General features: G+C 71.9%; 25 protein-coding genes. All 25 read left to right on the top strand.

Annotated elements, in window-relative coordinates; translation table 11 throughout:
• Positions 1-262 precede the first annotated feature (262 nt).
• The 25 genes from mraZ to H8838_RS08375 all read left to right on the top strand — a co-directional run bounded on the left by mraZ (position 263) and on the right by H8838_RS08375 (position 26,483).
• Positions 263-691 carry a division/cell wall cluster transcriptional repressor MraZ gene (mraZ, locus tag H8838_RS08255; RefSeq protein ID WP_185994892.1) on the top strand — a complete coding sequence of 143 codons (429 nt, stop codon included), beginning with the start codon at positions 263-265 and terminating at the stop codon, positions 689-691.
• 226 nt (positions 692-917) lie between these two features.
• Positions 918-1,076: a hypothetical protein gene (locus tag H8838_RS08260; RefSeq protein WP_181310641.1), complete on the top strand. Its 159-nt coding sequence runs from the start codon at positions 918-920 to the stop codon at positions 1,074-1,076.
• Between the two features lie 8 nt (positions 1,077-1,084).
• On the top strand, positions 1,085-2,050 hold the full coding sequence (rsmH, locus tag H8838_RS08265; RefSeq protein WP_185994891.1) for a 16S rRNA (cytosine(1402)-N(4))-methyltransferase RsmH: 966 nt from the start codon (positions 1,085-1,087) through the stop codon (positions 2,048-2,050).
• Positions 2,047-2,532, top strand: coding sequence for a hypothetical protein (locus H8838_RS08270; RefSeq protein WP_181310643.1), 486 nt, complete (start codon positions 2,047-2,049; stop codon positions 2,530-2,532). Before rsmH ends, H8838_RS08270 begins: the two co-directional genes overlap by 4 nt.
• Positions 2,533-2,804: 272 nt before the next feature.
• Positions 2,805-4,520 (top strand): peptidoglycan D,D-transpeptidase FtsI family protein, encoded by a 1,716-nt coding sequence (locus H8838_RS08275; protein WP_185994890.1) that lies wholly within the window; start codon positions 2,805-2,807, stop codon positions 4,518-4,520.
• 35 nt (positions 4,521-4,555) lie between these two features.
• On the top strand, positions 4,556-6,076 hold the full coding sequence (locus H8838_RS08280) for a UDP-N-acetylmuramoyl-L-alanyl-D-glutamate--2,6-diaminopimelate ligase (protein ID WP_224766473.1): 1,521 nt from the start codon (positions 4,556-4,558) through the stop codon (positions 6,074-6,076).
• A 5-nt stretch (positions 6,077-6,081) separates the two neighbouring features.
• Positions 6,082-7,476, top strand: a complete 1,395-nt coding sequence (locus tag H8838_RS08285) for a UDP-N-acetylmuramoyl-tripeptide--D-alanyl-D-alanine ligase (RefSeq protein ID WP_224766518.1) — start codon at positions 6,082-6,084, stop codon at positions 7,474-7,476.
• Positions 7,473-8,546, top strand: a complete 1,074-nt coding sequence (mraY, locus tag H8838_RS08290) for a phospho-N-acetylmuramoyl-pentapeptide-transferase (RefSeq protein WP_181310647.1) — start codon at positions 7,473-7,475, stop codon at positions 8,544-8,546. Before H8838_RS08285 ends, mraY begins: the two co-directional genes overlap by 4 nt.
• The gene (gene murD, locus H8838_RS08295) at positions 8,543-10,003 is read left to right on the top strand and encodes a UDP-N-acetylmuramoyl-L-alanine--D-glutamate ligase (protein WP_181310648.1); all 1,461 of its coding nucleotides are present in this window, start codon (positions 8,543-8,545) and stop codon (positions 10,001-10,003) included. Before mraY ends, murD begins: the two co-directional genes overlap by 4 nt.
• Before the next feature lie 37 nt (positions 10,004-10,040).
• Positions 10,041-11,321: a putative lipid II flippase FtsW gene (ftsW, locus tag H8838_RS08300; protein ID WP_181310649.1), complete on the top strand. Its 1,281-nt coding sequence runs from the start codon at positions 10,041-10,043 to the stop codon at positions 11,319-11,321.
• Between the two features lie 13 nt (positions 11,322-11,334).
• Positions 11,335-12,405 (top strand): undecaprenyldiphospho-muramoylpentapeptide beta-N-acetylglucosaminyltransferase, encoded by a 1,071-nt coding sequence (murG, locus tag H8838_RS08305; RefSeq protein WP_181310650.1) that lies wholly within the window; start codon positions 11,335-11,337, stop codon positions 12,403-12,405.
• The gene (gene murC, locus H8838_RS08310) at positions 12,402-13,820 is read left to right on the top strand and encodes a UDP-N-acetylmuramate--L-alanine ligase (protein WP_181310651.1); all 1,419 of its coding nucleotides are present in this window, start codon (positions 12,402-12,404) and stop codon (positions 13,818-13,820) included. Before murG ends, murC begins: the two co-directional genes overlap by 4 nt.
• Complete coding sequence (locus H8838_RS08315) at positions 13,820-14,575, top strand: cell division protein FtsQ/DivIB (RefSeq protein WP_224766474.1); 756 nt, start codon at positions 13,820-13,822, stop codon at positions 14,573-14,575. Before murC ends, H8838_RS08315 begins: the two co-directional genes overlap by 1 nt.
• 229 nt (positions 14,576-14,804) lie before the next feature.
• Complete coding sequence (gene ftsZ, locus H8838_RS08320) at positions 14,805-16,058, top strand: cell division protein FtsZ (protein ID WP_181310652.1); 1,254 nt, start codon at positions 14,805-14,807, stop codon at positions 16,056-16,058.
• Positions 16,059-16,061: 3 nt separating this feature from the next.
• Positions 16,062-16,751, top strand: coding sequence for a peptidoglycan editing factor PgeF (gene pgeF / locus H8838_RS08325; protein ID WP_185994887.1), 690 nt, complete (start codon positions 16,062-16,064; stop codon positions 16,749-16,751).
• The gene (locus H8838_RS08330) at positions 16,748-17,446 is read left to right on the top strand and encodes a YggS family pyridoxal phosphate-dependent enzyme (RefSeq protein WP_185994886.1); all 699 of its coding nucleotides are present in this window, start codon (positions 16,748-16,750) and stop codon (positions 17,444-17,446) included. The genes pgeF and H8838_RS08330 overlap by 4 nt, the downstream gene beginning before the upstream one ends.
• Positions 17,447-17,504: 58 nt before the next feature.
• Positions 17,505-18,005, top strand: a complete 501-nt coding sequence (locus H8838_RS08335) for a cell division protein SepF (protein WP_181310655.1) — start codon at positions 17,505-17,507, stop codon at positions 18,003-18,005.
• Positions 18,006-18,015: 10 nt separating this feature from the next.
• Positions 18,016-18,309, top strand: coding sequence for a YggT family protein (locus tag H8838_RS08340; protein WP_181310656.1), 294 nt, complete (start codon positions 18,016-18,018; stop codon positions 18,307-18,309).
• A gap of 118 nt (positions 18,310-18,427) precedes the next feature.
• Positions 18,428-19,186 (top strand): DivIVA domain-containing protein, encoded by a 759-nt coding sequence (locus H8838_RS08345; RefSeq protein ID WP_185994885.1) that lies wholly within the window; start codon positions 18,428-18,430, stop codon positions 19,184-19,186.
• A gap of 183 nt (positions 19,187-19,369) precedes the next feature.
• A complete protein-coding gene (locus tag H8838_RS08350) occupies positions 19,370-20,122 on the top strand; it encodes a TraR/DksA C4-type zinc finger protein (RefSeq protein WP_181310658.1) in 753 nt (250 codons plus the stop codon).
• Positions 20,095-20,661 (top strand): signal peptidase II, encoded by a 567-nt coding sequence (gene lspA, locus H8838_RS08355; protein WP_185994884.1) that lies wholly within the window; start codon positions 20,095-20,097, stop codon positions 20,659-20,661. The genes H8838_RS08350 and lspA overlap by 28 nt, the downstream gene beginning before the upstream one ends.
• Entirely contained in the window at positions 20,658-21,596 is a 939-nt protein-coding gene (locus H8838_RS08360) for an RluA family pseudouridine synthase (RefSeq protein WP_181310660.1), read from the top strand. The genes lspA and H8838_RS08360 overlap by 4 nt, the downstream gene beginning before the upstream one ends.
• A 53-nt stretch (positions 21,597-21,649) precedes the next feature.
• Positions 21,650-22,078 (top strand): GNAT family N-acetyltransferase, encoded by a 429-nt coding sequence (locus H8838_RS08365; protein ID WP_224766475.1) that lies wholly within the window; start codon positions 21,650-21,652, stop codon positions 22,076-22,078.
• Positions 22,079-22,335: 257 nt separating this feature from the next.
• A complete protein-coding gene (dnaE, locus tag H8838_RS08370) occupies positions 22,336-25,893 on the top strand; it encodes a DNA polymerase III subunit alpha (protein ID WP_181310661.1) in 3,558 nt (1,185 codons plus the stop codon).
• Positions 25,878-26,483: a hypothetical protein gene (locus H8838_RS08375; protein WP_185994883.1), complete on the top strand. Its 606-nt coding sequence runs from the start codon at positions 25,878-25,880 to the stop codon at positions 26,481-26,483. The genes dnaE and H8838_RS08375 overlap by 16 nt, the downstream gene beginning before the upstream one ends.

Below are 26,483 nucleotides of genomic sequence, written 5' to 3' on the forward strand. Positions count from 1 at the left end.
ACCACGGGCTTCTGTGCTCCACCGGCGCTCCACCCGACTGACGGAACGGCACGCTTCCCGGTCCCCGCACGGCTCTGACCTGGGGTTTCCCTCCACCTGGCGCTCCAGCACGGTCTGGGCGCGGAGGTGGGCGGGGGAGGGGGCGTCGGCGGCGGGAACGGGAAAAAGGGGGGAGGAAGTGGCAAGAAAGGGTTGAGAGTGGAGCATCGTGGGGTAGTGTGGTGGAAAGTGGTGGAAGGGTCGACTTGATGGGGGTGCCCGAGTGTTCTTCGGGACCTACACGCCCAAGCTCGACGACAAGGGCCGGCTCTTCCTCCCCGCGAAGTTCAGGGACCAGCTGGCGGAAGGACTCGTCGTGACCAGAGGGCAGGAGCGCTGCTTGACGATCTGGTCCATCGAGGACTTCACCCGGCTCACCGAACGCCTGGCCCAGGCGCCGGTGACCAACAAGGGCACCCGGGACTACGTGCGGATGCTGTTCGCGGCCGCCAGCCAGGAGGTCCCGGACAAGCAGGGGCGGATCTCGATCCCCCCGGTGCTGAGGGAGTACGCGTCGCTGACCAAGGACGTGGTCGTCATCGGGTCGATGAACCGGATCGAGATCTGGGACCCGGAGTCGTGGGCCTCCTACAGCTCTGAGCAGGAGCAGGTGTTCTCCGAGCTCAGCGACGAGGTCTTCCCGGGCATCTGAGGGGCCTCACCACACACCACAACTACACACCGGCGGCGCAGGGCCAGGTCTCGTGCCCGCTCCTTCGAACCTTCTGGGGTCACTTCCCCGGCACCAGACGGTCTTCCCATCGATGGAGCGGGCAGGGACCTGACCACTGCGGCACCGGAGTCACCACCCCCGGCCGGGGGTGCGTGGCGTCCCAGCAGCAGCAACCGGCATCAGCAACCGACAGGGGTCGAGACACATGGACAGGACGCACGCAGGCGTCACCACCGCGGGGACGGCCCAGCCGCTCCGGGTGCGTGAGCAGGCGCGTGAGGCGCTCGCGGTGATGGCCTTCTCGGCTCTCGCCTCGGGTGCCCTCGTCCTCGGGCTCCTCGTGCTCGGTTCGCTGGGCCGGTAGGGGCGACGATGGAGGGCTCCCGCCACGTCCCGGTCATGCTCGACCGGGTCGTCGATCTGCTCGCCCCGGCGCTGGAGAGCCCGGGCTCGGTGCTCGTCGACTGCACCCTCGGACTCGGTGGCCACACCGAGGCGGTCCTGACCCGCCTCCCGCAAGCCCGGGTGATCGGGATCGACCGCGACCTCGAGGCGCTCCGGCTCTCCGGCGAGCGGCTGGCTCCGTTCGGTGACCGGTTCGTCGGGGTGCACGCGGTCTACGACGAGATCGCCGACGTGGTGCGCGACCAGGGCCTGGACCACGTGGACGCGGTCCTCTTCGACCTGGGCGTCTCCTCGATGCAGCTGGACGTGCGCGAGCGCGGCTTCGCCTACGCCGAGGACGCCCCGCTGGACATGCGGATGGACGGCAGCGAGGGGATCACCGCCGCCGACGTCCTCAACACCTACTCGTCCGCCGAGCTGACCCGGGTGCTGCGCGAGTACGGCGAGGAGAAGTTCGCCAAGCGGATCGCCGACACCGTGGTGCGGGTGCGCGAGACCGAGCCGTTCACCCGCTCGGGCCGGCTGGTCGAGCTGCTCTACGACGTGATCCCGGCGCCGGCCCGGCGTACCGGAGGGCACCCCGCCAAGCGGACCTTCCAGGCGCTGCGGATGGAGGTCAACGACGAGCTGGGCGTGCTGCGGCGCGCCCTCCCCGCCGCGCTGGGTGTGATCGGCGTCGGCGGCCGCGTCGTGGTGGAGGCCTACCACTCGCTGGAGGACCGGATGGTCAAGCGGGCCTTCGTCGACGTCACCCGCCTCGACGTCCCCGAGGACCTGCCCTTCGTGCCCGAGGGTCACGAGCCCCCCATGCGGATGGTCACCCGCGGCGCCGAGGTGGCCGACGAGCGGGAGATCGCCGAGAACCCCCGCGCGGCCTCGGTGCGCCTGCGTGCCGTCGAACGAGTCCGGCCCGACCGAGGAGCAGCCCGATGAGCAGCAGTCCCGCCGTCCAGATCCGCTCCCGCGTCGCCTCCCTGGGGGATGCCGCCACCCGCGCCAGGCTCACCGTGGTGCCGCACACCCGGCGGCGCGCGGCCCGGGTGCCGTTCGTCTTCCTCGTCTCCGTGGTGCTGCTCACCGGGGTGATCGGGCTGCTGATGTTCAACACCTCCATGCAGCAGGCCTCGTTCACCGCCAGCAGGCTGGACGAGCAGGCGGCGACGATGGCCGCCCGCGAGGAGGCGCTGAAGATGCAGCTCGACGACCTGCGCGACCCGCAGCGGGTCGCCGCGCAGGCCCAGCGGATGGGCATGGTGGTGCCCAGCACCCCGGTCTTCCTCACCCTCGACGGTCAGGTGATCGGGACGCCCGCCCCGGCCACGCCGGAGGACGGCGTACGGCTCAACCCCCGACCGCCGAGCCTGCCGGCCGGGCTGCGGCCCCAGGTCCAGTTCGTCGAGGCCCCCGCGCCCTGACGGACCCCGCGCCCTGACCGGCTCCCTGCCTGACAACCCGTCGCCCGACACGGCGGCCGGTTGACCCGTACGCCGGTCTCCGGCAGGTATCAATGAGGGACGGGCGTCCGGAGTCGACCGTCACCTGCCCCGTCGTCGTCAGCCCCGTCGCCAGCCCCGTCCGCCAGAGGAGTGCCCCGCTCGTGCCCAGCAGCAGTCGCCCCCAGCCGCCGCCACGGCGGCCCGGGAGCGGGCCCGCCCGGCCAGGACGGCTCGGACGTCGCGGCTCACCGATGGTGCGCCTGCGCTTCGGCTTCATCCTGATCGCGATGGTCCTCTCGCTCTTCGGCGGCCGGCTGATCCAGCTGCAGGGCATCGACCCCCGCTCGTACGCCGAGATGGCCGCGGCGGAGGGCGTCGAGGACGTGGTGCTGCCCGCGAGCCGTGGCGAGATCCTGGACCGCAACGGCGAGCCGCTGGCCGGCTCGGTCGCGGGCAGGATGGTGGTCGCCGACCCCGACATGACGCACGACGACGCCCCGGCGCTGGCCACCCTGCTCAGCAACGAGCTGGGGGTGGACTACTTCACGGTGCTCGACCGGCTCCGCGCGGAGAACAGCCACTTCGAGTACATCGCCCGGCGGGTGCCAGCGACCGAGGCCGACCGGGTGCTCGCCCTGGTCCGCGAGCGGGGTTTCCGAGGCATCTCGCTCCGCGACGACCCGGTGCGCGACTACCCGGCCGGCGAGGTGGCGGCCAACCTGGTGGGCTTCATGGGCATCGACGAGCCCCTCGCGGGCTTCGAGCGCACCTTCGACGCCCAGCTCTCCGGCACCGACGGCCGGGCTCGGTTCACCATCGGCAACGGCCACCGGGTGCCGCTGGGCGAGCGCTCGGTGACCAAGGCGGTCGACGGCCAGCCGCTGCGCACCACGATCGACCGCGACCTGCAGTGGTTCGTGCAGAAGGTCACGGAGGAGACCCGGGAGGACTACCGCGCCGAGAGTGCCGCCGCCGTGGTGATGGACACCCGCACCGGCGACCTGCTCGCGGTCGCGGACGCGCCGACCTTCGACGCCAACGACCCGACGGCCAGCCCGGAGAGCGACCTGGGCTCACGGGCGCTGAGCGACGTCTACGAGCCCGGCTCGGTGCAGAAGGTGCTCACCGCCGCCGCCCTGGTCGACGCCGGCAAGGTGACGGCCAGGACCCGGATCAAGGTGCCCAGCAACCTGGCGCGCCAGGACAGGGTGATCAACGACTGGTTCGACCACGGCACGATCCGGCTGACCATGGCCGGGGTGATCGCCAAGTCGTCCAACATCGGCACCGTGCTGGCCGCCGACCAGCTCACCGCCCCCCAGCTCGCCGACTACCTGAGCCGGTTCGGCCTGGGGCGCAAGACGAACGTGGGGGTGCGCGGCGAGAGCCGCGGACTGCTGCACTCGGGGGAGTCGATGACCTCCCAGGACAAGGACCGGATCGCCTTCGGCCAGTCGCTGTCGGTCAACGCCGTGCAGATGACCGCGGCGGTCAACACGATCGCCAACGGCGGGGTGCGGGTCTCGCCCAGCCTCGTGCTCGGTCAGGCGACCACTGACGACGGCACGGTGGTGGGCACCGAGGTCGCCACCAAGGAGCGGGTCGTGAGCCGTCGGGCCGCGCGGCAGACGGCGCTGATGATGGAGCGGGTGGTCGACCCCGAGGCCGGCGTCGCGCCGCGCGCCCAGGTGCCCGGCTACCGGGTCGCCGGCAAGACCGGCACGGCCCAGCGGGTGGACCCCGACTGCCGGTGCTACGACGGCTCCTTCTCGCTCTCCTTCGGCGGGTTCGCCCCCGCCGACGACCCCCGGTTCACCGTCTACGTCGTGGTCCACAACCCGGGCGTCGACGGCGGCGGCGGCTCGGTCGCCGGTCCCGTGTTCTCCCGGATCATGGGCCACGCGCTCTCGAAGTACCGGGTCCCGCCCACCGGCAGCAAGCCCTCGCGGCTCCCGGTGGAATGGTGACCCCCGGCTCGCGCCGAGATAGTGTCCAGACAGTGGTGGGCAGCGCGACGACAAGACCTTCCCGACCTCCGAGGTCGGCCGTCGGTGACCTTGCGGACTGGCTGGCGACGCACTCCGCGCCCCGTCTGACCGGGGAGCCGCGCACCGTCGTCACCGGCCTCACGCTCAGCTCCCAGCGGGTCCGGCCGGGCGACCTGTACGTGGCCCTCCCGGGAGCCCGTGCCCACGGCGCCGACTACGCCGCCGACGCCGTGGCGTCCGGCGCGGTCGCGGTGCTCACCGACGAGGCGGGCGCGCTCCGGGTGCAGCAGCAGGTGCCGGACGTGCCGGTGCTGGTGGTGCCGGAGCCCCGACGGCTGCTGGGCGGCCTCTCGGCCCACGTCTACGGCGACCCGGCCACCTCGATGGCGATGATCGGCGTGACCGGCACCCAGGGCAAGACCACGACCACCCGCCTGGCCGAGGCCGGGCTGCAGGCCTCGGGCACGCGGGCTGCCGTCGTGGGCACCGTGGGCACCCGGATGGTCGGCGAGGACGTGCCGACCTCCCTGACCACCCCGGAGGCCCCGGACCTGCAGGCGCTGTTCGCGGTGATGCGCGAGCGCGAGGTCGCGGTGTGCGCGATGGAGGTCTCCAGCCACGCGCTGGTGCTGGGCCGCGTCGACGGCACGGTCTTCGACGTGGCCACCTTCCTCAACCTGGGCCGCGACCACCTGGACTTCCACGCCGACGTCGAGGAGTACTTCGCCGCGAAGGCCTCCCTGTTCACCCCGGAGCGGGCGCGGCTGGCCCTGGTCAACCTCGACGACGGCCACGGTCGGCGCCTCGCGGAGTCGGTGACGATCCCGCTGCGCACCTTCTCCGCCGCCGGCGCCGAGGCGGACTGGCGTGCGGTCGAGGTCACCACCACCGCCCACGGCTCGACCTTCGTGGTCGAGGGCCCCGGTGGCCTGCGGCTGCCCGCCGGCGTGCCGCTGGCCGGCGACTTCAACGTCTCCAACGCCCTCGCCGCGATCGCCTCCTGCGCGGAGGCGGGCTTCGACCCCGCGGCCGTGGCGGCGGGGATCTCGGAGGGGCCGGGGGTCCCCGGCCGGCTGGAGGACATCGACGAGGGCCAGTCCTTCGCCGTGGTGGTGGACTACGCCCACAAGCCCGACGCGGTCGAGGCCGCACTGCGCACGCTGCGCCCGCTCACCGAGGGCCGGCTGCTCGTGGTGATCGGGGCCGGCGGGGACCGCGACCCCGGCAAGCGCCCGCTGATGGGGGAGATCGCCGCGCGCCTGGCCGACGTGCTCGTGGTGACCGACGACAACCCCCGCAGCGAGGAGCCCGCGGCGATCCGCGCGGCTGTCCTGGCCGGGGCCGGCGACGGGGGAGCCGAGGTGCTCGAGGTGGGCGAACGGCGTACGGCGATCCGCACCGCCCTGGAGCTGGCGGGACCGGGCGACATCGTGCTGGTCGCCGGCAAGGGGCACGAGAGCGGGCAGGAGGTCGCGGGCGTGGTCCATCCCTTCGACGACCGGGACGTGGTGCGCGAGGAGCTGAGGCGGCTGTGATCGCCATGACGTTGACCGCCCTGGCCGACCTGCTGGGAGGCCGGGTCGTCGGACCCGGCGACCTGGACGCCGACCGGGTGCAGGTGGTCGCCGAGGCGACCCTGGACAGCCGGGCCGTGGTGCCCGGAGGACTCTTCGTCGCCCTGGCCGGAGAACGCACCGACGGGCACGAGCACGTGCAGGCCGCCCTCTCCGCCGGTGCGGTGGCCTACCTGGGGAGCCGGAACGTGGGCGCCCCGGGCGTGGTCGTGCCCGACGTGGTCGCTGCCCTGGGTCGTCTGGGCCGGCACGTCGTCGACTCGTTGCCCGGGCTGACCGTGCTGGCCCTGACCGGCTCCCAGGGCAAGACCGGCACCAAGGACTACCTGGCGCACGTGCTGGCCGGCGAGGGGCCGACCGTGGCGACCCTGGGCAACTACAACAACGAGCTCGGGGTGCCGCTGACCGTGCTGCGCGCCACCGAGGAGACCAGGTTCCTGGTCGTGGAGATGGGGGCGCGCGGGATCGGCCACGTGGCCGAGCTGTGCCGGACCGCCCCGCCGCAGGTCGCCGCCGTGCTCAACGTCGGCACCTCGCACCTGGGCGAGTTCGGCAGCCGGGCCGCGATCGCGCAGGGCAAGGGCGAGATCGTCGAGGCCCTGCCCCCGTCGGGGACCGCGGTGCTCAACGCCGACGACGCGCTGGTCCGCGCGATGGCTCCGCGCACCCGGGCCCGGGTGCTCACCTTCGGCGCCGACGGGGACGTCACCCTGCGCGCCCTCGCCTCCGACGACCTGGGCCGGCGCAGCTTCGAGCTCGGTGCCGAGGGCCGGTGGTACCCGGTCCGGCTTGCCCAGCTCGGCTCGCACCAGGTCCCGAACGCGCTCGCGGCTGCCGCGATGGCCCTCGCGGTCGGGGTGCCCGCCGACCGGGTGGCCAGCCGGCTCACGACCGCCGAGCCGGCCTCCCGCTGGCGCATGGAGCTGCACGAGCGGGCCGACGGCCTGCTGGTGATCAACGACTCCTACAACGCCAACCCCGAGTCGATGGAGGCCGCCCTGGACACCCTGGGGCACATCGGCCGGGCCGGCGGACGCCGTACCGTCGCGGTGCTGGGGGAGATGCGCGAGCTCGGCGACGACTCGGCCGCCCAGCACTGCCGGGTCGGCGCCGCGGCCGCGACCGCCCAGGTCGACGTGCTGGTCACCGTGGGTACGGCGGCTGCCGAGATCGCGGCGTGCGCGACCCGGGACCCCGCATGGCGGGGCACCGCGGTGATCATCGACACCCGCGACGAGGCGCTGCAGTGGGTACGAGAGAATGTCTCGGCCGCCGACGCGGTCCTGGTCAAGGCATCTCGTGGTGCGGCACTCGAGCACATCGCGGACGGACTTCTCGAGGAAGGGGATCCTGCTCGATGAGAGCAATCCTGTTCGCAGGCGGACTCGCGCTGCTGTTCTCGCTGCTCGGCACCCGGGTGGCGATCACCGTGCTGTCCCGCCGCGGCTACGGGCAGGAGATCCGCGACGACGGACCCACCACCCACCACACCAAGCGCGGCACGCCCACCATGGGCGGCATCGTGATCATCGGCGCCTCGGTGGTGGCCTACCTCCTGGCCAAGCTGATCACCGGACAGGTGCCCACCGCGTCCGCGCTGCTGCTGCTCTTCCTCTTCGTGGGGCTGGGGGCCGTGGGCTTCCTCGACGACTTCATCAAGATCGTCAAGCAACGCAGCCTGGGGCTGCGGAGCAAGGCGAAGATGATCGGGCAGACGGTCATCGCCCTGGTCTTCGGCTGGCTGGCGCTCTCCCCGCTGCTCGAGGACGAGCGGGGGGAGACCCCGGCCTCGCGGCACCTCTCGTTCATCCGGGACTTCGACTCCTGGGTGGTCCCGACCGTCCTGCTGCTGCTCTTCACCTGGTTCCTGATCACCGGCTTCAGCAACGCGGTCAACCTGACCGACGGACTCGACGGCCTGGCCGCCGGTGCCTGCACGATGGTCTTCTGTGCCTACACGCTGGTGAACATCTGGCAGAACAACCAGTCCTGCACCATCCAGCCGGGCGGGGCCTGCTACGAGGTACGTGACCCCCTCGACCTGGCGGTGGTCTCCGCCGCGATCGCGGGCGCCTGCTTCGGCTTCCTGTGGTGGAACGCCTCCCCGGCGCAGATCTTCATGGGCGACACCGGCTCGCTCGCCCTCGGCGGCGCGCTCGCCGGGCTGGCCATCCTGACCCGCACCGAGCTGCTGCTGCTGGTGATCGGCGGCCTGTTCGTGATCGAGACCCTGTCGGTGATGCTCCAGGTGGGCTACTTCAAGGCGACCAAGGGCAAGCGGATCTTCCGGATGGCGCCGCTGCACCACCACTTCGAGATGCTCGGCTGGGAGCAGGTCACCGTGGTGGTCCGGTTCTGGATCATCACCGGCCTCGCGGTCGCCACCGGTCTGGGGATCTTCTACGCCGAGTGGGTGGCGGGCGTCGGATGAGCCGTCCTGATCCCACCGCACTGGGGCGGACCGACTCCTGGGACGGCGTGCGCGCCGTGGTCGCCGGCTTCGGCGTCTCCGGGTTCGCGGCCGCCGACAACCTCAACCACCTGGGTGCCCAGGTCCTGGCCCTGGACGAGGCCACCTCGGTCGACAAGGCCGAGAAGGCCGAGCTGCTCGAGGTGCTGGGCGCCGAGATCAGGCTCGGGCAGGGCAGCACCGCGGTGCTCCCCGACGAGACCGACCTGCTGGTCACCTCTCCCGGCTGGCGCCCCGACGCCCCGCTGATCGCCCAGGCCCGCGCCCGCGGCATCCCGGTGTGGGGCGAGGTGGAGCTCGCCTGGCGGCTGCGGCACCCGGACGCCCCCGCGCCCTGGCTGACGGTCACCGGCACCAACGGCAAGACGACCACCGTGCAGATGCTCGACTCCATCCTCCGGGCCGCCGGGCTCCGCTCGGTCGCCGCCGGGAACGTCGGGCTGCCGATCGTGGAGGCGGTGATGGACCCCGACCCGTACGACGTGATCGCGGTCGAGCTCTCCAGCTTCCAGCTGCACTACACCGACTCGATGAGCCCGGAGTCGGCCGTGGTCCTCAACGTCGCCGAGGACCACCTCGACTGGTACTCCTCGTTCGACGACTACCTCGCCGACAAGGGACGGATCTACGAGCGGGCCCAGCGCGCCTGCGTCTACAACGTCGCGGACGAGCGCACCCGGCGACTGGTCGAGGAGGCCGACGTCGTCGAGGGGGCCCGGGCCATCGGCTTCACCCTCGGGATGCCTGGGGTGGGCATGGTGGGGCTGGTCGACGACATCCTCGCCGACCGCGCCTTCGTGGCCGAGCGGGAGACCAGTGCGGCCGAGCTGTGCACCCTGGCCGACCTCGCCTCGCCGGCTCCGCACTTCGTGGCCAACGCCCTGGCCGCCGCCGCCCTGGCCCGCGCCCACGGCGTCTCCCAGGAGGCGGTGCGGGACGGGCTGCGCGCGTTCCGGCCGGACGGGCACCGGATCGAGCACGTGGCGATCACCGACGGTGTCACCTGGATCGACGACTCGAAGGCGACCAACCCGCACGCGGCGCAGTCCTCCCTGCAGGCCTACGACCCGGTGGTCTGGGTGGCGGGCGGTCTGGCCAAGGGCGCGCGCTTCGACGACCTGGTCCGGATGGTCGCCGGGCGGCTGCGCGGCGTGGTCCTGCTCGGGCGGGACCGGCATGTGATCGCGGACGCCCTTTCGCGACACGCGCCCGATGTTCCGGTCATCCAGATCGGGGACGGGGAGACTGAAGATCCCATGGAACGCGTCGTCGACGCGGCAGCGGGGCTCGCCCTCCCCGGCGACACCGTGCTGCTCGCGCCGGGGTGCGCCTCGATGGACATGTTCGCCAGCTACGCCGCCCGGGGTGAGGCCTTCGCCGCCGCGGTCCGGCGCCGGGCGGGCGGCGGGACGGAGTAGCACCATCGCACGACGAGCGGATCCAGGAGGTGAGCCGATGACCACCCTGCACCCCGACCACCCCGCTCGTCAGCCTGGCCACGACCAGGCACGGGTCTCGCGCTTCGCCCCCTCCTGGTGGACCACCCTGCGCTCGGCCATGGACCGGCCGCTCACGCCGTACTACCTCCTGCTGGGCGCCTCGGCGCTGCTGCTCACCATCGGCCTGATCATGGTGCTGAGCGCCTCGAGCGTCCGCTCCTTCCGGATCTACGACGACTCCTACGCCATCGTGCGGCGCCAGCTGATGTGGGTGGCCCTGGGCATCCCGGCCGCCTGGATCGCCTCGCGCCTGCCGTACGCCGCCCTGCGCCGGCTCGCCTGGCCCGGGCTGGCCGTCTCGCTGGTGCTGCTGGCCCTGGTCCAGGTGCCCGGTCTGGGCATCACGGTCAACGGCAACACCAACTGGCTCGGGGTGGGGCCGCTGGCGATCCAGCCCTCGGAGGTCGCCAAGCTGGCGCTCGTGCTCTGGGCGGCCCACGTCTACGCGCTCAAGGAGCGTCGCCTCGACCAGCTGCACCACGTGATGGTCCCGGTGGTGCCGGGAGTGCTCGCGGCGATCATGCTCGTCGTGCTCGGCAGCGACCTCGGCACCGCCCTGGTGCTCTTCGCGATCCTGCTCGCGATGCTGTGGATCGTCGGGGCGCCGAGCCGGCTCTTCGTCTTCTCCAGCTCGGTCGTCGGGGTGGTGGCGCTCTACCTGGCCAGCACGAGCACCGAGCGACGCGAGCGGTTGACCAACTTCGTCGACCCGTTCAAGGACTACCACGACACCGGCTGGCAGCCGGCCCACGGTCTGTACGCGCTGTCCACCGGCGGGTGGACCGGCCAGGGGATCGGGGGGTCGACGCAGAAGTGGGGCGACCTGCCCGAGGCGCACACCGACTTCATCTTCGCGGTGCTCGGCGAGGAGCTCGGACTGGTCGGGACCCTGCTGGTCATCGGGCTGTTCCTCACCATCGCCTACGCCGCGACCAAGGTGGCGCTGCGGACCCAGGACCCGTTCGTGCGGTACATGACCTTCGGCATCGTGGTCTGGCTGCTCGGCCAGATGATCATCAACGTCGGGATGGTGCTGGCGCTGCTGCCGGTGATCGGCATCCCGCTGCCGCTGATCTCCTACGGCGGCTCGGCGCTGCTGCCCTCGTTGGTCGCGCTGGGACTGCTGATCGGCTTCGCGCGGCGCGAGCCCGAGGCAGCCGAGGCGCTCGCCAGCCGGCGCCGCAGCGGCGCGCGCGAGCCGGCCACCGTCTCCGTCCACGGACCCGGCAGCGCCTAGGCTGGTCCGCGATATGCGCGTCCTCCTTGCCGGCGGTGGCACCGCCGGGCACACCTCGCCCCTGCTCGCCACGGCAGACGCCCTGCGTCGCCTCGTCCCCGACGTGGACGTGACCGCGCTGGGCACCAGCACGGGCCTGGAGGCCCGGCTGGTCCCCGAGGCCGGTCTCCCGCTGGAGGTCGTCCCGCGGGTGCCGCTCCCGCGGCGCCCCGGTGTGGACCTGCTGCGTACGCCGGGTCGCCTGCTGGCCGCCCGTCGCGCCGCCCTGGAGGTGGTGGACCGGGTGCGCCCCGACGTGGTCGTCGGGTTCGGCGGCTACGTCTCGGTGCCGGCCTACCTGGCCGCCCGGGCGCGGCGGATCCCCCTGGTCGTGCACGAGGGCAACGCCCTGCCGGGGATCGCCAACCGCCTGGGAGCGCGGATGACCCAGCACGTGGCCACCAGCTTTCCCGGCACCCGGCTCCCGCACGCCACCTACGTCGGACTGCCCGTGCGACGGATGATCTCCACCCTGGACCGGTCGGCGCTGCGCGAGCAGGCGCTGGCCGAGTTCGGGCTCGCGGCCGACCGGCCGGTGCTGCTGGTGACCGGCGGCTCGCAGGGAGCCGCGCGGATCAATGCGGCCGTGCTGGGCGCTGCCCCCGCGCTGGCCGAGGCTGGCGTCCAGGTGCTGCACGTCGTGGGTCCCAAGCAGGAGGTCGTCGCTCCCATGGGCGACGTGGCCTACGTGGTCCGCCACTACGTGGACCGGATGGACCTGGCCTACGCCGCCGCCGACGCGGTGCTGTGCCGCGCAGGCAGCAACACCGTCACCGAGGTCTCCGGGGTGGGACTGCCGGCCGTCTACGTGCCGCTTCCGATCGGCAACGGGGAGCAGGCCCTCAACGCCCGTCCGGTCGTCGAGGCCGGCGGCGGGCTGCTGGTCGAGGACGCGACGCTGACCCCGGCCTGGGTGGCCGCCGAGCTGCTGCCCCTGCTGACCGACCCGGCCCGGCTCGCGGAGATGGGCGCCGCGGCTTCCGGCGCCGTCCCCCTGGACGCCGACGAGCGCCTCGCGGCGATGATCCTGGAGGCTGCCCGGTGAAGATCCCGGTCCCCGACGTCCTGCTCCCGGCCGAGGACCTCGGACACGTGCACTTCGTCGGCATCGGCGGGGCCGGCCTGTCGGCCATCGCCCGCCTGATGCTCGCGCGCGGTGTCCGGGTCTCCGGCAGTGACGGCGCCGACTCCCCGACGCTGGCGCGGCTGGCCGAGCTCGGCGCCACGGTCCACGTGGGCCACGCCGCGGCCCACGTCGAGGGCGCCGACACCCTGGTGGTCTCCACCGCGGTGCGCGAGGACAACCCGGAGGTGGTCGCGGCGCGGGAGCACGGGCTGCGGGTCTGGCCGAGGTCGGCCGGTCTCGCCTCGGTGATGGCCGGGCACCGGACCGTCGCGGTGGCCGGCACGCACGGCAAGACCACCACCACCTCGTTGCTCACGGTGGCGCTGCAGGCGGCCGGGGCGGACCCGACGTACGCGGTGGGCGGCGACCTCGCGGCCACGGGGGCGAACGCGCACCTGGGGTCGGGCGACCTGTTCGTCGCCGAGGCGGACGAGAGCGACGGGGCCTTCCTGGTCTACCGCCCGCACGGCGCGGTGGTGACCAACGTCGAGGCCGACCACCTGGACCACTTCGGCACGCCGGAGGCGTACCGGGCGGCCTTCTCGGCGTTCCTGGACCGGATCGACCCCGACGGCTTCCTGGTCTGCGTCGTCGACGACCCGGGAGCCGCGACCTTGGCCGAGGAGGCCCGGGCCCGAGGCCTGGACGTGCTCGGGGTGGGGGAGTCCGAGGGCGCGGAGCTGCGACTGGTGGACCTGCGCTTCGAGGGCACGGACTCCTCGGCGACCGTGCTGCACGCCGGCGAGGAGCTCGGCCGGCTCCGGCTGCGGATCCCGGGTCGTCACTACCTGCTCGACGCCGCCGCGGCGCTGGGCGCGGGTCTGCGCCTCGGGTTCGGCTTCGAGGAGCTGGTCACCGGGCTGGCGGGCTTCACCGGGACCCGACGGCGGATGGAGGCCAAGGGCGAGACCGCCGGTGTCCGGGTCTACGACAGCTACGCCCACCACCCCGTGGAGATCGCGGGCGACCTGCAGGCCGCCCGCGCGGTAGCCGGCGAGGGACGGGTGCTGGTGGCCTTCCAGCCCCACCTGGTCTCGCGGACCCGCATCTTCGGCCGCGAGATGGGGGAGGCCCTGGCGGCGGCCGACGAGGTGGTCGTGCTCGACGTCTACGTCGCGCGCGAGGAGCCGGACCCCGAGGTGACCGGCGCGCTGGTGGCCGATGCCTGCCCGCTGCCGCCCGACCGGGTCGTCTTCGTCCCGGAGATGGGCGACGTCCCGGCCGAGCTGGTACGGCGCGCCCGTCCGGGCGACCTGGTGCTCACCCTCGGGGCAGGCTCGGTGACCACCCTCGGCCCCCAGGTGCTGGAGCTCCTCGAGCGGACCGGCCGCTGATGGTCCGGCTGCCGGGTCGCTCCGCCGAGCCGGAGCCCGGGGAGCGGACCCGTAAGCGGTTCGTCCGGCGCCAGTGGGCCCGCCGCTGGGGCTTGTGGCGGCCGCTGCTGGTGGCCGTGCTCGCGGCGGCCCTGCTCGCCACCGGCGCCTGGGTCGTCTGGTCCTCCGAGGTGCTCGGCGTCGACCGGGTCTCCGTCGAGGGGACCGAGCTGCTCTCGGCTGCGCAGGTGCGGGCCGCCGCCGGGGTCGAGCCGGGGACGCCGTTGGCCCGGGTGGACCTCGACCGGGTGGCGCGCCGGGTGGAGACCCTCGCCGAGGTGCGCGGTGCCTCGGTGCGGCGGGCCTGGCCCGACGCGGTGGTCGTCGACGTCGAGGAGCGCGTGGCCGTCGCGGTGGTGGACCTGGGGACGAGCCTGCGGGGGATGGACCGCGATGGCGTGGTCTTCACCCGCTACGAGCGTCCGCCCGAGGACCTGCCCCGGGTCCGGGTGGTCGGCGCGCCCGACAACGAGGCCTTCCGGGAGGCCGCCGCGGTGGTCTCCTCGCTGCCCACCGACCTGGCCGCCCAGGTGCACCACGTCGACGTGGAGACGGTGGACCGGATCTCCCTGGCCCTGCGCGACGAGCGCGTGGTCGTGTGGGGGAGCGCGGAGCAGTCGGAGGAGAAGGCGGCCGTGCTGGGGGCGCTGCTCCAGGCCCGCGAGGCGAAGCGCTACGACGTCAGCGTGCCGGGCCAGCCCGTCACCTCGGGCTGAGTCTCCGCTTTTCTTTGCACGCGCCGCGTGTCTGCGGCGTGTCCTGCGATTTTCGGCGTCCGGATCTGCCTAGTGTCTTTCACAACGCGAGGTTGACATAACTATAACCCTCAGGCTCACGGTTAGGGTTTCCGGCCGGGCCAGGGGGGACGAGGCGTGGCAACCCGCCTCTTTTTCACCGCAGACAGCGCGGGCCGCGATCCGGCCCACACCAAGGAAGGCGTAGACCGTGGCAGCAGCCCAGAACTACCTGGCGATCATCAAGGTCGTGGGCATCGGTGGTGGTGGCGTCAACGCCGTCAACCGGATGATCGAGGTCGGCCTCAAGGGTGTCGAGTTCATCGCGATCAACACCGACGCCCAGGCGTTGCTGATGAGCGACGCCGACGTCAAGCTCGACATCGGGCGCGAGCTCACCCGTGGCCTCGGCGCAGGCGCCAACCCCGACGTGGGGGCGCGCGCCGCTGAGGACCACGCGGACGAGATCGAAGAGGTCATCAAGGGCGCCGACATGGTCTTCGTGACCGCCGGCGAAGGCGGCGGCACCGGCACCGGCGGCGCGCCCGTGGTGGCGCGGATCGCGCGCTCGCTCGGTGCCCTGACCATCGGTGTGGTGACGCGCCCGTTCGCCTTCGAGGGACGCCGTCGCGCCAACTCCGCGGAGGAGGGGATCGCCCAGCTCCGCGAGGAGGTCGACACCCTCATCGTCATCCCCAACGACCGGCTGCTCTCGATCAGCGACCGCAACGTCTCGATCCTCGACGCCTTCAAGCAGGCCGACCAGGTGCTCCTGCAGGGTGTCTCGGGCATCACGGACCTGATCACCACGCCCGGGCTGATCAACCTCGACTTCGCCGACGTGAAGTCGGTCATGGCCAACGCCGGCTCCGCCCTGATGGGCATCGGCTCCGCGCGAGGCGAGGACCGGGCCGTCGCGGCCGCGGAGATGGCCGTCTCCAGCCCGCTGCTGGAGGCTTCCATCGAGGGCGCCCACGGCGTGCTCCTCTCCATCGCCGGCGGCTCCGACCTCGGTCTCTTCGAGATCAACGAGGCCGCCGCGCTGGTCTCCGAGGCGGCGCACGCCGAGGCCAACATCATCTTCGGGGCGACGATCGACGACGCTCTCGGCGACGAGGTGCGGGTGACCGTGATCGCGGCCGGGTTCGACGGCGGCATGCCCAAGCGGCGCGAGAACAGCTCGGGCTTCAACCGGCCGACCGTGCAGGCGCCCAAGGAGCGGCCGTCCCTGCAAGGGTCCGCGGAGCGCGAGACGGTGCGCGCCCAGTCGGGTGGCCAGGCAGGTGCCGCGCAGTCGCGGGGCTCCGAGCGTGCGCCCGAGGCGCGTCCGTCCCAGGAGCGGCAGGCTCCGGCCCAGAGCCGTCCGGTGGCCGCCCAGCAGGCGGCGCCCGCCGAGCGGCCGCGTCCCTCCCGCCAGGTCGAGTTCGACGACGACGACCTCGACATCCCCGACTTCCTGAAGTAGTCCGTGTTCGCCTACCGCGACTCCCGGAAGGGGGACGTCTCCCAGCTCCGGGTGGACGTCGCCTTCACCGACGCGACCCTCGACCTGCAGGGGCTCGGCGCGGACTTCCTCTCCACCCTCGCCCGGGTGGAGGGGGAGGCAGGGGTCCCCTTCGCCCGACTGACCCAGGTGCACGGCGACGAGGTCGTCGTCGCCACCGGGCCGATGGGGCTGGACGAGGTGCCTGCCGGGGACGCCCTGGTCAGCACCACCCGGGGACTCGGGCTGATGATCCGGGTGGCCGACTGCGTGCCCGTGCTCCTGGCCGACCCCGAGGCAGGGGTGGTCGCCGGGGCGCACGCCGGCCGGCGCGGACTGGAGCTCGACATCGTCACCAGGACCGTGGAGTCGATGCGCCGGCTCGGCGCCCGCGAGATCGTGGGCTGGATCGGCCCGGCCATCTGCGGTCGGTGCTACGAGGTGCCCGAGCAGATGCGCGACGAGGTGGCCGCGGTGGTGCCCGAGTCCCGGGCCGAGACCTCCTGGGGCACCGCAGCGCTCGACATCCCCGCGGGGGTCCGCGCGCAGCTGGTCCGCGCCGGGGTCGAGGTCGAGGAGATCGGTCGCTGCACCCGCGAGGACGCGCGGCTGCACTCCTACCGCCGTGACGGTGAAGCGGCCGGGCGTCTGGCCGGGCTGGTGTGGCTCTCATGACCCGGCGCGAGCAGCTTGCCGCCAACCTGGACGCCGTACGCGCCCGGATCGACCAGGCCTGCGTCGACTCGGGGCGCGACCCCGGCGAGGTCGGCCTGGTGGTGGTCACCAAGTTCTTCCCGGCCTCCGACGTCCGGCTGCTGGCCGGGCTGGGGGTCACCGACGTGGGGGAGAACCGGCACCAGGAGGCCCAGGCGAAGGCGGCGGAGTGTGCCGACGCGGGACTGCGGTGGCACTTCATCGGCGGACTGCAGAGCAACAAGGCCGCGGCCGTCGCCGCCTACTCCGACGTGGTCGAGTCGGTCGACCGGCCCAAGCTCGTGGCACCGCTGGCCCGCGGCGCGCAGAGCGCGGGTCGGCGGCTCGACGTCCTGGTCCAGGTCAGCCTGGACCCGCCCGGCGCCGCCCACCGGGCAGGAGTGGCGCCCGCCGCCCTGCGCGGGCTGGCGGAGCAGGTCGCGGGCGAGCCCTCGCTGCGGCTGGCCGGCCTGATGGCCGTCGCGCCGCTGGGGGAGGAGCCGGGGCCGGCGTTCGCCCGGCTGGCGCAGGTCCGCGCCGAGCTCCTCGCCGACCACCCGGAGGCGACCGTGCTCTCCGCAGGGATGAGCGGAGACCTCGAGGCCGCTGTCCAGCACGGGGCGACACACGTGCGTGTCGGCTCCGCGATCCTCGGTCCCAGGCCGGAGGTCTTGTAATGTCCAAGAAGATCACGGTGCCCTCAGCCGGCACCACGACGTACCGGAGGAAATGGTCATGAGCGGCGCGATGCGCAGGATCGGCGAGTACCTCGGCCTGCTCGAGGACACGGGACGGTACGACGACTACCCGGGCGACCAGGCCGACGACGCCCCCACCACGGTGGGCGAGCGCAGCGAGGCGCGGGCTCCGCGTGAGCGCGCGCAGCCGGCCCTGGTCGCCGACCTGTCCGAGCGGCGCCGTCCGGCGCCTGTCCCCGACCCCGGAACGGTGCACGAGTTGAGCCGGATCACCACCCTGCACCCCCGTACCTACAACGAGGCGCGCACCGTCGGCGAGCAGTTCCGGGAAGGCATCCCGGTGATCATGAACCTCTCCGACATGGACGACTCCGACGCCAAGCGGCTGGTCGACTTCGCCGCCGGACTGGTCTTCGCCACGCGCGGCAGCATCGAGCGGATCACCAACAAGGTGTTCCTGCTCTCCCCGCCCAACGTGACCGTCGCCGCGGAGGAGAAGGAGCGCCTGGTCGAGGGCGGTTTCTTCAACCAGAGCTAGAGTTCGCCTCGTGGTCTTCGTCGGAACGATCCTCTATGCCGTCCTCTGGATCTTCATCGCCCTGATGTTCGTGCGCTTCGTCGTCGACTGGGTGCAGGTCTTCGCGCGCCAGTGGTCGCCCAGCGGTCCGCTGCTGGTGGTGCTGGAGGGCGTCTACACCGCGACCGATCCGCCCATCAAGGCGGTACGTCGCTGGGTTCCGTCGATCCGGCTCGGGTCCGTGGCCCTGGACCTGAGCTTCATGATCGTGCTCATCACCGCGTGGCTGCTGCTCACGGTGGTGCAGATCGTCTTCCTGTCCTGACGCGACCCGTCCAGGTGGACACAGCAGTCACACGGGTCTCCGACCACGCCCCGGGCCGGGGCGCTATTGTTCCCACAGCAGAACGACCAGATTGCCGACGAAGAGATTGGGTGAGGTCATGCCGCTGACGCCTGAGGACGTGAGCAACAAGCGCTTTACTCCTGTCCGCCTCCGCGAGGGGTACGACATGGGGGAGGTCGACCAGTTCCTGGACGAGGTCGAGGCCGAGCTTGCCCGGTTGACGAAGGAGAACGACGACCTGCGGGCCAAGCTGTCCGCCGCGCAGAAGGCCGGTCCGTCCGCGCCCGCTGCCGCGCCGTTCTCGCTCACGCCTGAGCCGAAGGCTGCCGAGCCGGCGCCCGAGCCGGTCAGGGCCCCCGAGCCCGCCCCCGTGGCTGCTGCCCCGGCCGTGGAGACCATCAAGGTCGAGACCGTGCCCGACGCGTCCAACGCCGCCGCCCGGCTGCTGGAGATCGCGACCCGCAACGCCGACGAGCTCGTCGACGCCGCCAAGAACGAGGCCGACCGGATCGTCGGGGAGGCACGCACCAAGGCCGAGCGCCTGCAGGCGGAGTCGAAGACCAACTCCGACCGGATGGAGGCCGAGGCGCGGCAGCGGGCCCAGATGCTGGACTCCGAGACCGCCGAGCGTCGCCAGCAGATGTTCGGGGACCTGGAGAAGGAGCGGGACAAGCTCAACGGCGAGGTGGAGACCCTCCGCTCGTTCGAGCGCGAGTACCGCTCCCGCCTCAAGACCTACTTCACCCAGCAGCTGGAGGCCCTCGAGGGCACCGGCAGCCTGGAGAACCCGGCCCCCGGAGAGGGTGCGCCCGCGCCCAAGCGTCTGCGCTCGATCCTGGGTGACGACGAGGGCTGACCTCCACGTCTCGTTCGGCTCACGACGGCCGGTCCCACCATGGGGCCGGCCGTCGTGTGCGTCCGGCGGAAAGAGGGCGTCCGCTAGGGCCAAAGGTCGGTTGAGTCGGACGATCCGGAGGGCTACTGTCCGAGCAATGTGTGGCAGCGGCCACATATTTCTGCTCTCAGGGGGAGTTGTGCCATGGCACGGAGCGCTCGGAAGTCCTTGGCCGGATCGGCAACAGCAGTCGCCAAGCGGGTGATCGCCGGCGGTCAGACCGCGGTGTCGGAACCCGCACCCGAGGAGTCCGCGGAGTCCCCGCCGGCGCGCCGGACGGCTCCCCGGGTGCCGGCCCAGAAGGAGCCCGCTGCCCGGGGCGGGGCCACCGGGGCCGTGGAGGTGCCGGCCCCCAAGACCCTGGAGCGCGCCACGGTCCCCGCCGAGGGGACTCGGCAGCCCGGAGCCAGGAAGGCCGCACCGGCCGCGGGCAGGACTGCGGCGCGGAAGGACCCGGCGGTGAAGAAGGCCGCCACCAGGAAGACCGCCAAGAAGGCGCCGCCGAGCGCGCTCGTGGTCAAGGAGGGGGAGGACCCCTGGACCAAGGGCGAGCTCGACTCGGTGCTGCACGACCTGCACGCTCACCGCGCGCGCCTGGTGGACATGATGGAGGTCCAGGAGGTCGAGCTCAACGGCCTGATGCGCGACGCAGGTGACGGGGCAGGTCAGGACCAGGCGGACATGGGAGCGACCAGCTTCGAGCGTGACCACGAGCTGACCCTGATGAACAGCGAGCGGGTGATGCTCGCCCAGATCGACAAGGCGCTCACCCGGATCGCCGACGGGACCTACGGCATGTGCGAGTCCTGCGGACAGGCGATCGGCAAGATGCGGGTCATGGCCTTCCCCCGTGCGACACTGTGCCTGCCATGCAAGCAGCGCGAGGAGCGTCGCTGACCCCCAGCGACCACGTCACCAGTCCTGACCGACGACGCCGGGCGCGCCAGGTCTTCGTGATCCTGGTCGTGACCGGCCTGCTGATCGACCAGGGCTCCAAGGTCTGGGCCCTGGCGGCCCTGGCGGACTCCGACCGGGCACTGCTGGGCGACTGGCTCACCCTGCACCTGGTCTTCAACCCGGGTGCCGCGTTCAGCCTCGGCACCGAGTACACCGTGGTGCTGACCTGCCTGGCGATCGTGGCCGTGGGCGTGATCCTGTTCCTCAGCCGGCGGCTGGGCAGCATCTTCTGGGCCTGGGGGCTCGGGCTGCTGCTCGCCGGCGTCGGGGGCAACCTGATCGACCGGGTGTTCCGGGACCCCTCGCCGATGCGTGGGCACGTGGTCGACTTCCTGCGCTTGCCCAACTGGCCGGTCTTCAACTTCGCCGACGTCTTCATCAACGTGGCCGCGGCGATCATCATCGTGCAGAGCTTCCGGGGGATCGCGCTGGACGGGTCCCGCGACACCGCTGCGGCGAAGGCCGAGGAGCAGTCATGACCGGTCGTTTCGAGCAGCGCACCGTGCTGGTGCCCGAGGGACTCGCCGGTGAGCGGGTCGACGCCGCGATGGCGCGGATGTTCGGCTTCTCCCGGACCCGGGCGGCCGAGCTGATCGCCGAGGACCTGGTCCGGGTCGACGGCGCCGGAGTCGCCAAGAGCCAGCGGGTGCACCCCGGATCGATGCTCGAGGTCACCATCCCGGCCCAGACCGACGCACTGGCCGTGGTCCCGCAGGTGGTGGAGGGCATCCGGATCATCCACGACGACGACTCCATCGTGGTGATCGACAAGCCGGTGGGCGTGGCGGTCCACCCGAGTCCGGGGTGGAACGGGCCGACGGTCGTGTCCCACCTGGCTGCCGCGGGGTTCCGGATCGCCACCTCGGGCGCCTCCGAGCGGCAGGGCATCGTCCAGCGCCTCGACGTGGGCACCTCGGGGGTCATGGTCATCACCAAGTCCGAGCACGCCTACTCGCTGCTCAAGAACGCCTTCCGTCACCGTACGGTCGACAAGACGTACCACGCGCTGGTGCAGGGACACCCGGACCCGCTGGAGGGCACGATCGACGCCCCCATCGGCCGGCACCCCAAGTTCGACTACAAGTTCGCGGTGATGGCCGACGGTCGGCACAGCGTGACGCACTACGAGACCCTCGAGGCGCACCGGTTCGCGAGCCTGCTGGAGATCCACCTCGAGACCGGCCGGACGCACCAGATCCGCGTCCACATGTCAGCGCTCAAGCACCCGTGCGTCGGTGACCTCACCTACGGCGCCGACCCGGTGCTGGCCAAGCGTGTGGGCCTGGAGCGCCAGTGGCTGCACGCGGTCAAGCTGGGCTTCGAGCACCCGGACAGCGGTGAGTACGTGGAGTACGAGTCCACCTACCCCGACGACCTGACCCAGGCCCTGGAGACCATCCGGGACGAGCGCTGAGGCCTGACCGCGGCCTGGTCGTGCGTCCGGGATCGGTCGAGGACCTGGCGGACGTGGGGGAGCTGTACCTGAGGTCGCGGCACGCCGCCTTCCCCTCCGTGCCCGCCCCGGTCCACAGCGACGCGCAGGTGCGCGCCTGGGTGCGGGGCTGGGACCTGACCAGCCACGAGCTGTGGCTCGCCGAGGAGGCCGGGGCTCCCGACGGCCCCGCGGCGGCCCGTCCTCTCGGGTTCGTGCTGCTCACGCCCACCTGGGTGGACCACCTCTACGTCGATCCCGACCACCAAGGTCACGGGATCGGCTCGGCGCTGGTCGAGCTCGTCCAGGCGTTGCGCCCCGACGGGGTGGGTCTGTGGGTCTTCGAGTCCAACCTGGCGGCGCGGCGCTTCTACGCCCGGCACGGGTTCGTCGAGGTGGAGCGCACCGACGGGTCGGAGAACGAGGAGCACGCCCCGGACATCCACCTGGCCTGGCCGGCCTGATCTCGGCGCCGGGCAGGATCTCGTACTGGAGCTGCGAGGTGACCTGGTGCTCGGGCTCGAGCGGCCGAGCGGGGCTGGGCGCACGGCCACGGGCGCGCCGTCCGCTGGTGGTGAGCGTGCCGGGTCACGTCCCGGACGGCCGCTGCCGTGTCCTGTCGGAGGGGCCTGAGAGGCTGTCGTAGGCTGGCTTCCTTCCCCAGGACGCGCCAGCCGCGCGTGCTCCAGCAACCCCCTCGGAAGGTGTGGAAGAACCACTCATGTCGGCCGGTTCCAACGACAACTTCGTGCACCTGCACGTCCACACCGAGTACTCGATGCTCGACGGCGCGGCGCGCCTGCAGGACATGGCCGAGCGGACGGCCGAGCTCGGCATGCCGGCGATCGCCATGACCGACCACGGCAACGTGTTCGGGGCCTACGAGTTCTACAAGAAGGCCAAGAACGCCGGGATCAAGCCGATCATCGGCATCGAGGCGTACTTCACCCCCAACATCTCCCGGTTCGAGCGCAAGCGGGTGAACTTCTACCAGGGCGGCCCGGACGACGTCTCCAGCCGCGGCGCCTACACGCACATGACGCTGCTGTCGGAGACCACCGAGGGGATGCACAACCTCTTCCGGCTCTCCACCGGCGCCTGGCGCGACGGCTTCTTCCAGCACCCCCGCGCCGACCGCGAGCTGCTCAGCCAGTTCGGCAAGGGCCTGATCGGCACCACCGGCTGCCCCTCGGGCGAGATCCAGGTCCACCTGCGCCACGGCAACTACGAGGCGGCCCGGCAGACGGCCGGCGACTTCCAGGAGATCCTGGGGCGGGACAACTACTTCCTCGAGCTGATGGACCACGGCCTCTCGATCGAGACCCGGGTCCGCGACGGGCTGCTCCGTCTCGCCAAGGACCTGAAGATCCCGCTGCTGGCCACCAACGACTCCCACTACGTGCGGCAGGAGGACGCGGCCAGCCAGGAGCACCTGCTGTGCATCAACTCCGGCTCGACGATGGACATCCCCGCCGGCGACGGCCCGGGGCAGCGGTTCGCCTTCTCCGGTGACGGCTACTACATCAAGAGCCCCGCCGAGATGCGCTCGCTGTGGGTCGACAAGTACGACCTGCGCGAGGCGTGCGACAACACCTTGTGGATCGCGGAGCGGTGCGACGTCCAGTTCACCGAGGGCAACGGCACCTACATGCCCCGCTTCCCCTGCCCGCCGGGGGAGGACGAGAACTCCTGGCTGGTCAAGGAGGTCGAGCGCGGTCTCCGGGTGCGCTACCCCGACGGGATCCCCGACAAGGTGCGCAAGCAGGCAGACTTCGAGGTCGGTGTCATCACCCAGATGGGCTTCCCGGGCTACTTCCTCGTCGTCGCCGACTTCATCAACTGGGCCAAGGACAACGGCATCCGGGTCGGCCCCGGCCGTGGCTCCGGTGCGGGCTCGATGGTCGCCTACGCGATGCGCATCACCGACCTCGACCCGCTCGAGCACGGGCTCATCTTCGAGCGCTTCCTCAACCCCGACCGCATCTCGATGCCCGACTTCGACATCGACTTCGACGAGCGCCGGCGCGGCGAGGTGATCAAGTACGTCACCGAGAAGTACGGCGACGACCGCGTGTCCTACATCATCACCTACGGCACCATCAAGGCGAAGCAGGCCGTCAAGGACTCCTCGCGGATCCTGGCCTACCCCTTCTCCATGGGCGACCGGATCACCAAGGCGATGCCGGCCGCGGTGATGGGCAAGGACGTCCCGCTCAAGGAGATCTTCAACCCCGACCACAAGCGGTACGGCGAGGGCGGGGAGTTCCGGGCCCTCTACGAGGCCGAGCCCGACGTCCGGCGGGTCGTCGACACCGCGATGGGGATCGAGGGCCTCAAGCGGCAGTGGGGTGTGCACGCCGCGGGCATCATCATGTCGAGCGAGCCCCTGGTCGACGTGATCCCGCTGCTCAAGCGCCCCTCCGACGGCGCGATGATCACCCAGTTCGACTACCCGACGTGCGAGTCGCTGGGCCTGATCAAGATGGACTTCCTGGGGCTTCGCAACCTCACGGTCCTCGACGACGCGGTCAAGAACATCAAGGCCAACCGGGGCCAGGACATCGTCCTGGAGGACCTGACCCTCGACGACCCGGCCACCTACGGCCTGCTGCAGCGCGGTGACACCCTCGGCGTCTTCCAGCTCGACGGCGGCCCGATGCGGGCGCTGCTGCGCTCGATGCGGCCCGACACCTTCGAGGACATCTCCGCGGTCGGCGCCCTCTACCGACCGGGTCCGATGGGAGCCGACTCCCACAACAAGTACGCGCGGCGCAAGACCGGGCGCGAGCCGGTCGAGCCGATCCACCCCGAGCTCGCCGAGGCGCTTGAGGACATCCTGGGCGAGACCTACGGGCTGATCGTCTACCAGGAGCAGGTGATGGCGATCGCCCAGCAGCTGGCCGGCTACACGCTGGGCCAGGCCGACCTGCTGCGGCGCGCCATGGGCAAGAAGAAGAAGGAGGAGCTGGACAAGCAGTTCGCCACCTTCTCCGGCGGCATGCAGGAGCGCGGCTACTCGATGGCCGCGATCAAGACCCTGTGGGACATCCTGCTGCCCTTCTCCGACTACGCGTTCAACAAGGCGCACTCCGCCGCGTACGGGCTCGTCTCCTACTGGACCGCTTACCTCAAGGCCAACTTCCCCGCCGAGTACATGGCGGCGCTCCTGACCTCGGTCAAGGACGACAAGGACAAGATGGCGATCTACCTCAACGAGTGTCGCCGGATGAAGATCTCGGTGCTCCCGCCGGACGTCAACGAGTCGGCCGCCAACTTCACCCCGGTCGGCACCGACATCCGCTTCGGGCTCACCGCGGTGCGCAACGTCGGCGCCAACGTGGTCGACGGCATCGTCGCGGCCCGCACCGAGCGGGGGCGCTTCACCGACTTCAACGACTTCATGGACAAGGTCCCGCTGCTGGTCTGCAACAAGCGGGTGATCGAGTCCCTGATCAAGGCCGGGGCCTTCGACGAGATGAAGCACCGGCGGCGTGCGCTGGTGACGATCCACGAGAACGCGGTCGACCAGTACGTCGACATCAAGAAGAACGAGGCGATCGGCCAGGACTCCCTCTTCGGCGGGCTCGACGACGACGACCAGGGCTTCGGCATCTCGGTCTCGGTCCCCGACATCGACGAGTGGGACAAGATGACGCTGCTCGGCCACGAGCGCGAGATGCTCGGCCTCTACGTCTCCGACCACCCCTTGATGGGGCTCGAGCACGTGCTCTCGTCCGGCACCGACTGCACGATCGGTCAGCTGATGCTCGACGAGGACCGCTCCCACGGCAGCACCCTGACCGTGAGCGGTCTGGTGACCTCGGTCAACCGCAAGATCACCAAGCGCGGGGACGCCTGGGCGACGATCACGCTGGAGGACCTGGACGGTGCCATCGAGGTGCTGCTCTTCCCCAGCGCCTACCAGCTCGCCGCGCCCTACCTCTCCCAGGACGCGATCATCCGGGTGAAGGGCCAGCTCTCCCGGGACAAGGACCAGCCAGAGATCCGGGGCCAGGAGGTCACCGTCCCCGACCTCACCGACGGCCCGAGCGGGCCGGTGGTGATCAGCCTGCCCTCGACCCGGTGCACGGCGCCGGTGGTCGAGCAGCTGCGGGACGTGCTCTCCACCCATCCCGGCATGACCGAGGTGCAGCTGCGCCTGCTCACGCGGACCTCCACCAAGGTGATGAAGCTGGACAACCGGCTGCGGGTGACCGCCAGCCCGGCGCTCTTCGCCGACCTCAAGCAGCTCCTGGGCCCCGGGTGCCTGACCAGCTGAACTCGGGCGGCGTCCTGCGCCGCGTCCTCGTCCTCGTCGTGGCCGGCGGGGTGCTCGGCGCGCTGCTCGGCGTCGTGTGGGAGTGGGTCTGGGAGGCTCCCGCCGGCACGGTCTACCAGGGACGCTGGTTCCTGGACCGGGACGGGATCTACCAGGCCGTCTCGGCGACCGGCTGGTTCACCGTGCTCGGGGTCGGCGCCGGTCTCCTCTTCGGCGCGATGGCCGCCTGGTTCGCCCGCGGCCGCGAGGTGGCCACGCTGGTCGGGGTCTTCCTGGGCGCTGTCCTGGCCGCCTGGCTGATGTACCAGGTCGGGCACGCGCTCGGCCCGCCGGACCCGCAGACGGTGGCGGCCACCGCCGAGGACATGGCCTCGGTCCCCGGGGACCTGCGGCTGGACGGCGCGGGGGAGAACCCCTGGCCGTTCTGGTTCGAGTCCAGCGCCTTCTGCGCCCTGCCCGGCGGTGCGCTGCTGGGCCTGGCGGGGGTCTTCCTCGGCAGCCACGGACGTCGCCGGGACGACGCCGACCGGGACGGCGCTGACCGGGACGGGGCCAAGCGGGACGACGCCGCGGCCCCGGAAAGCGCCTGA

Source organism: Nocardioides campestrisoli, assembly GCF_013624435.2.
GTDB lineage: Bacteria > Actinomycetota > Actinomycetes > Propionibacteriales > Nocardioidaceae > Nocardioides > Nocardioides campestrisoli.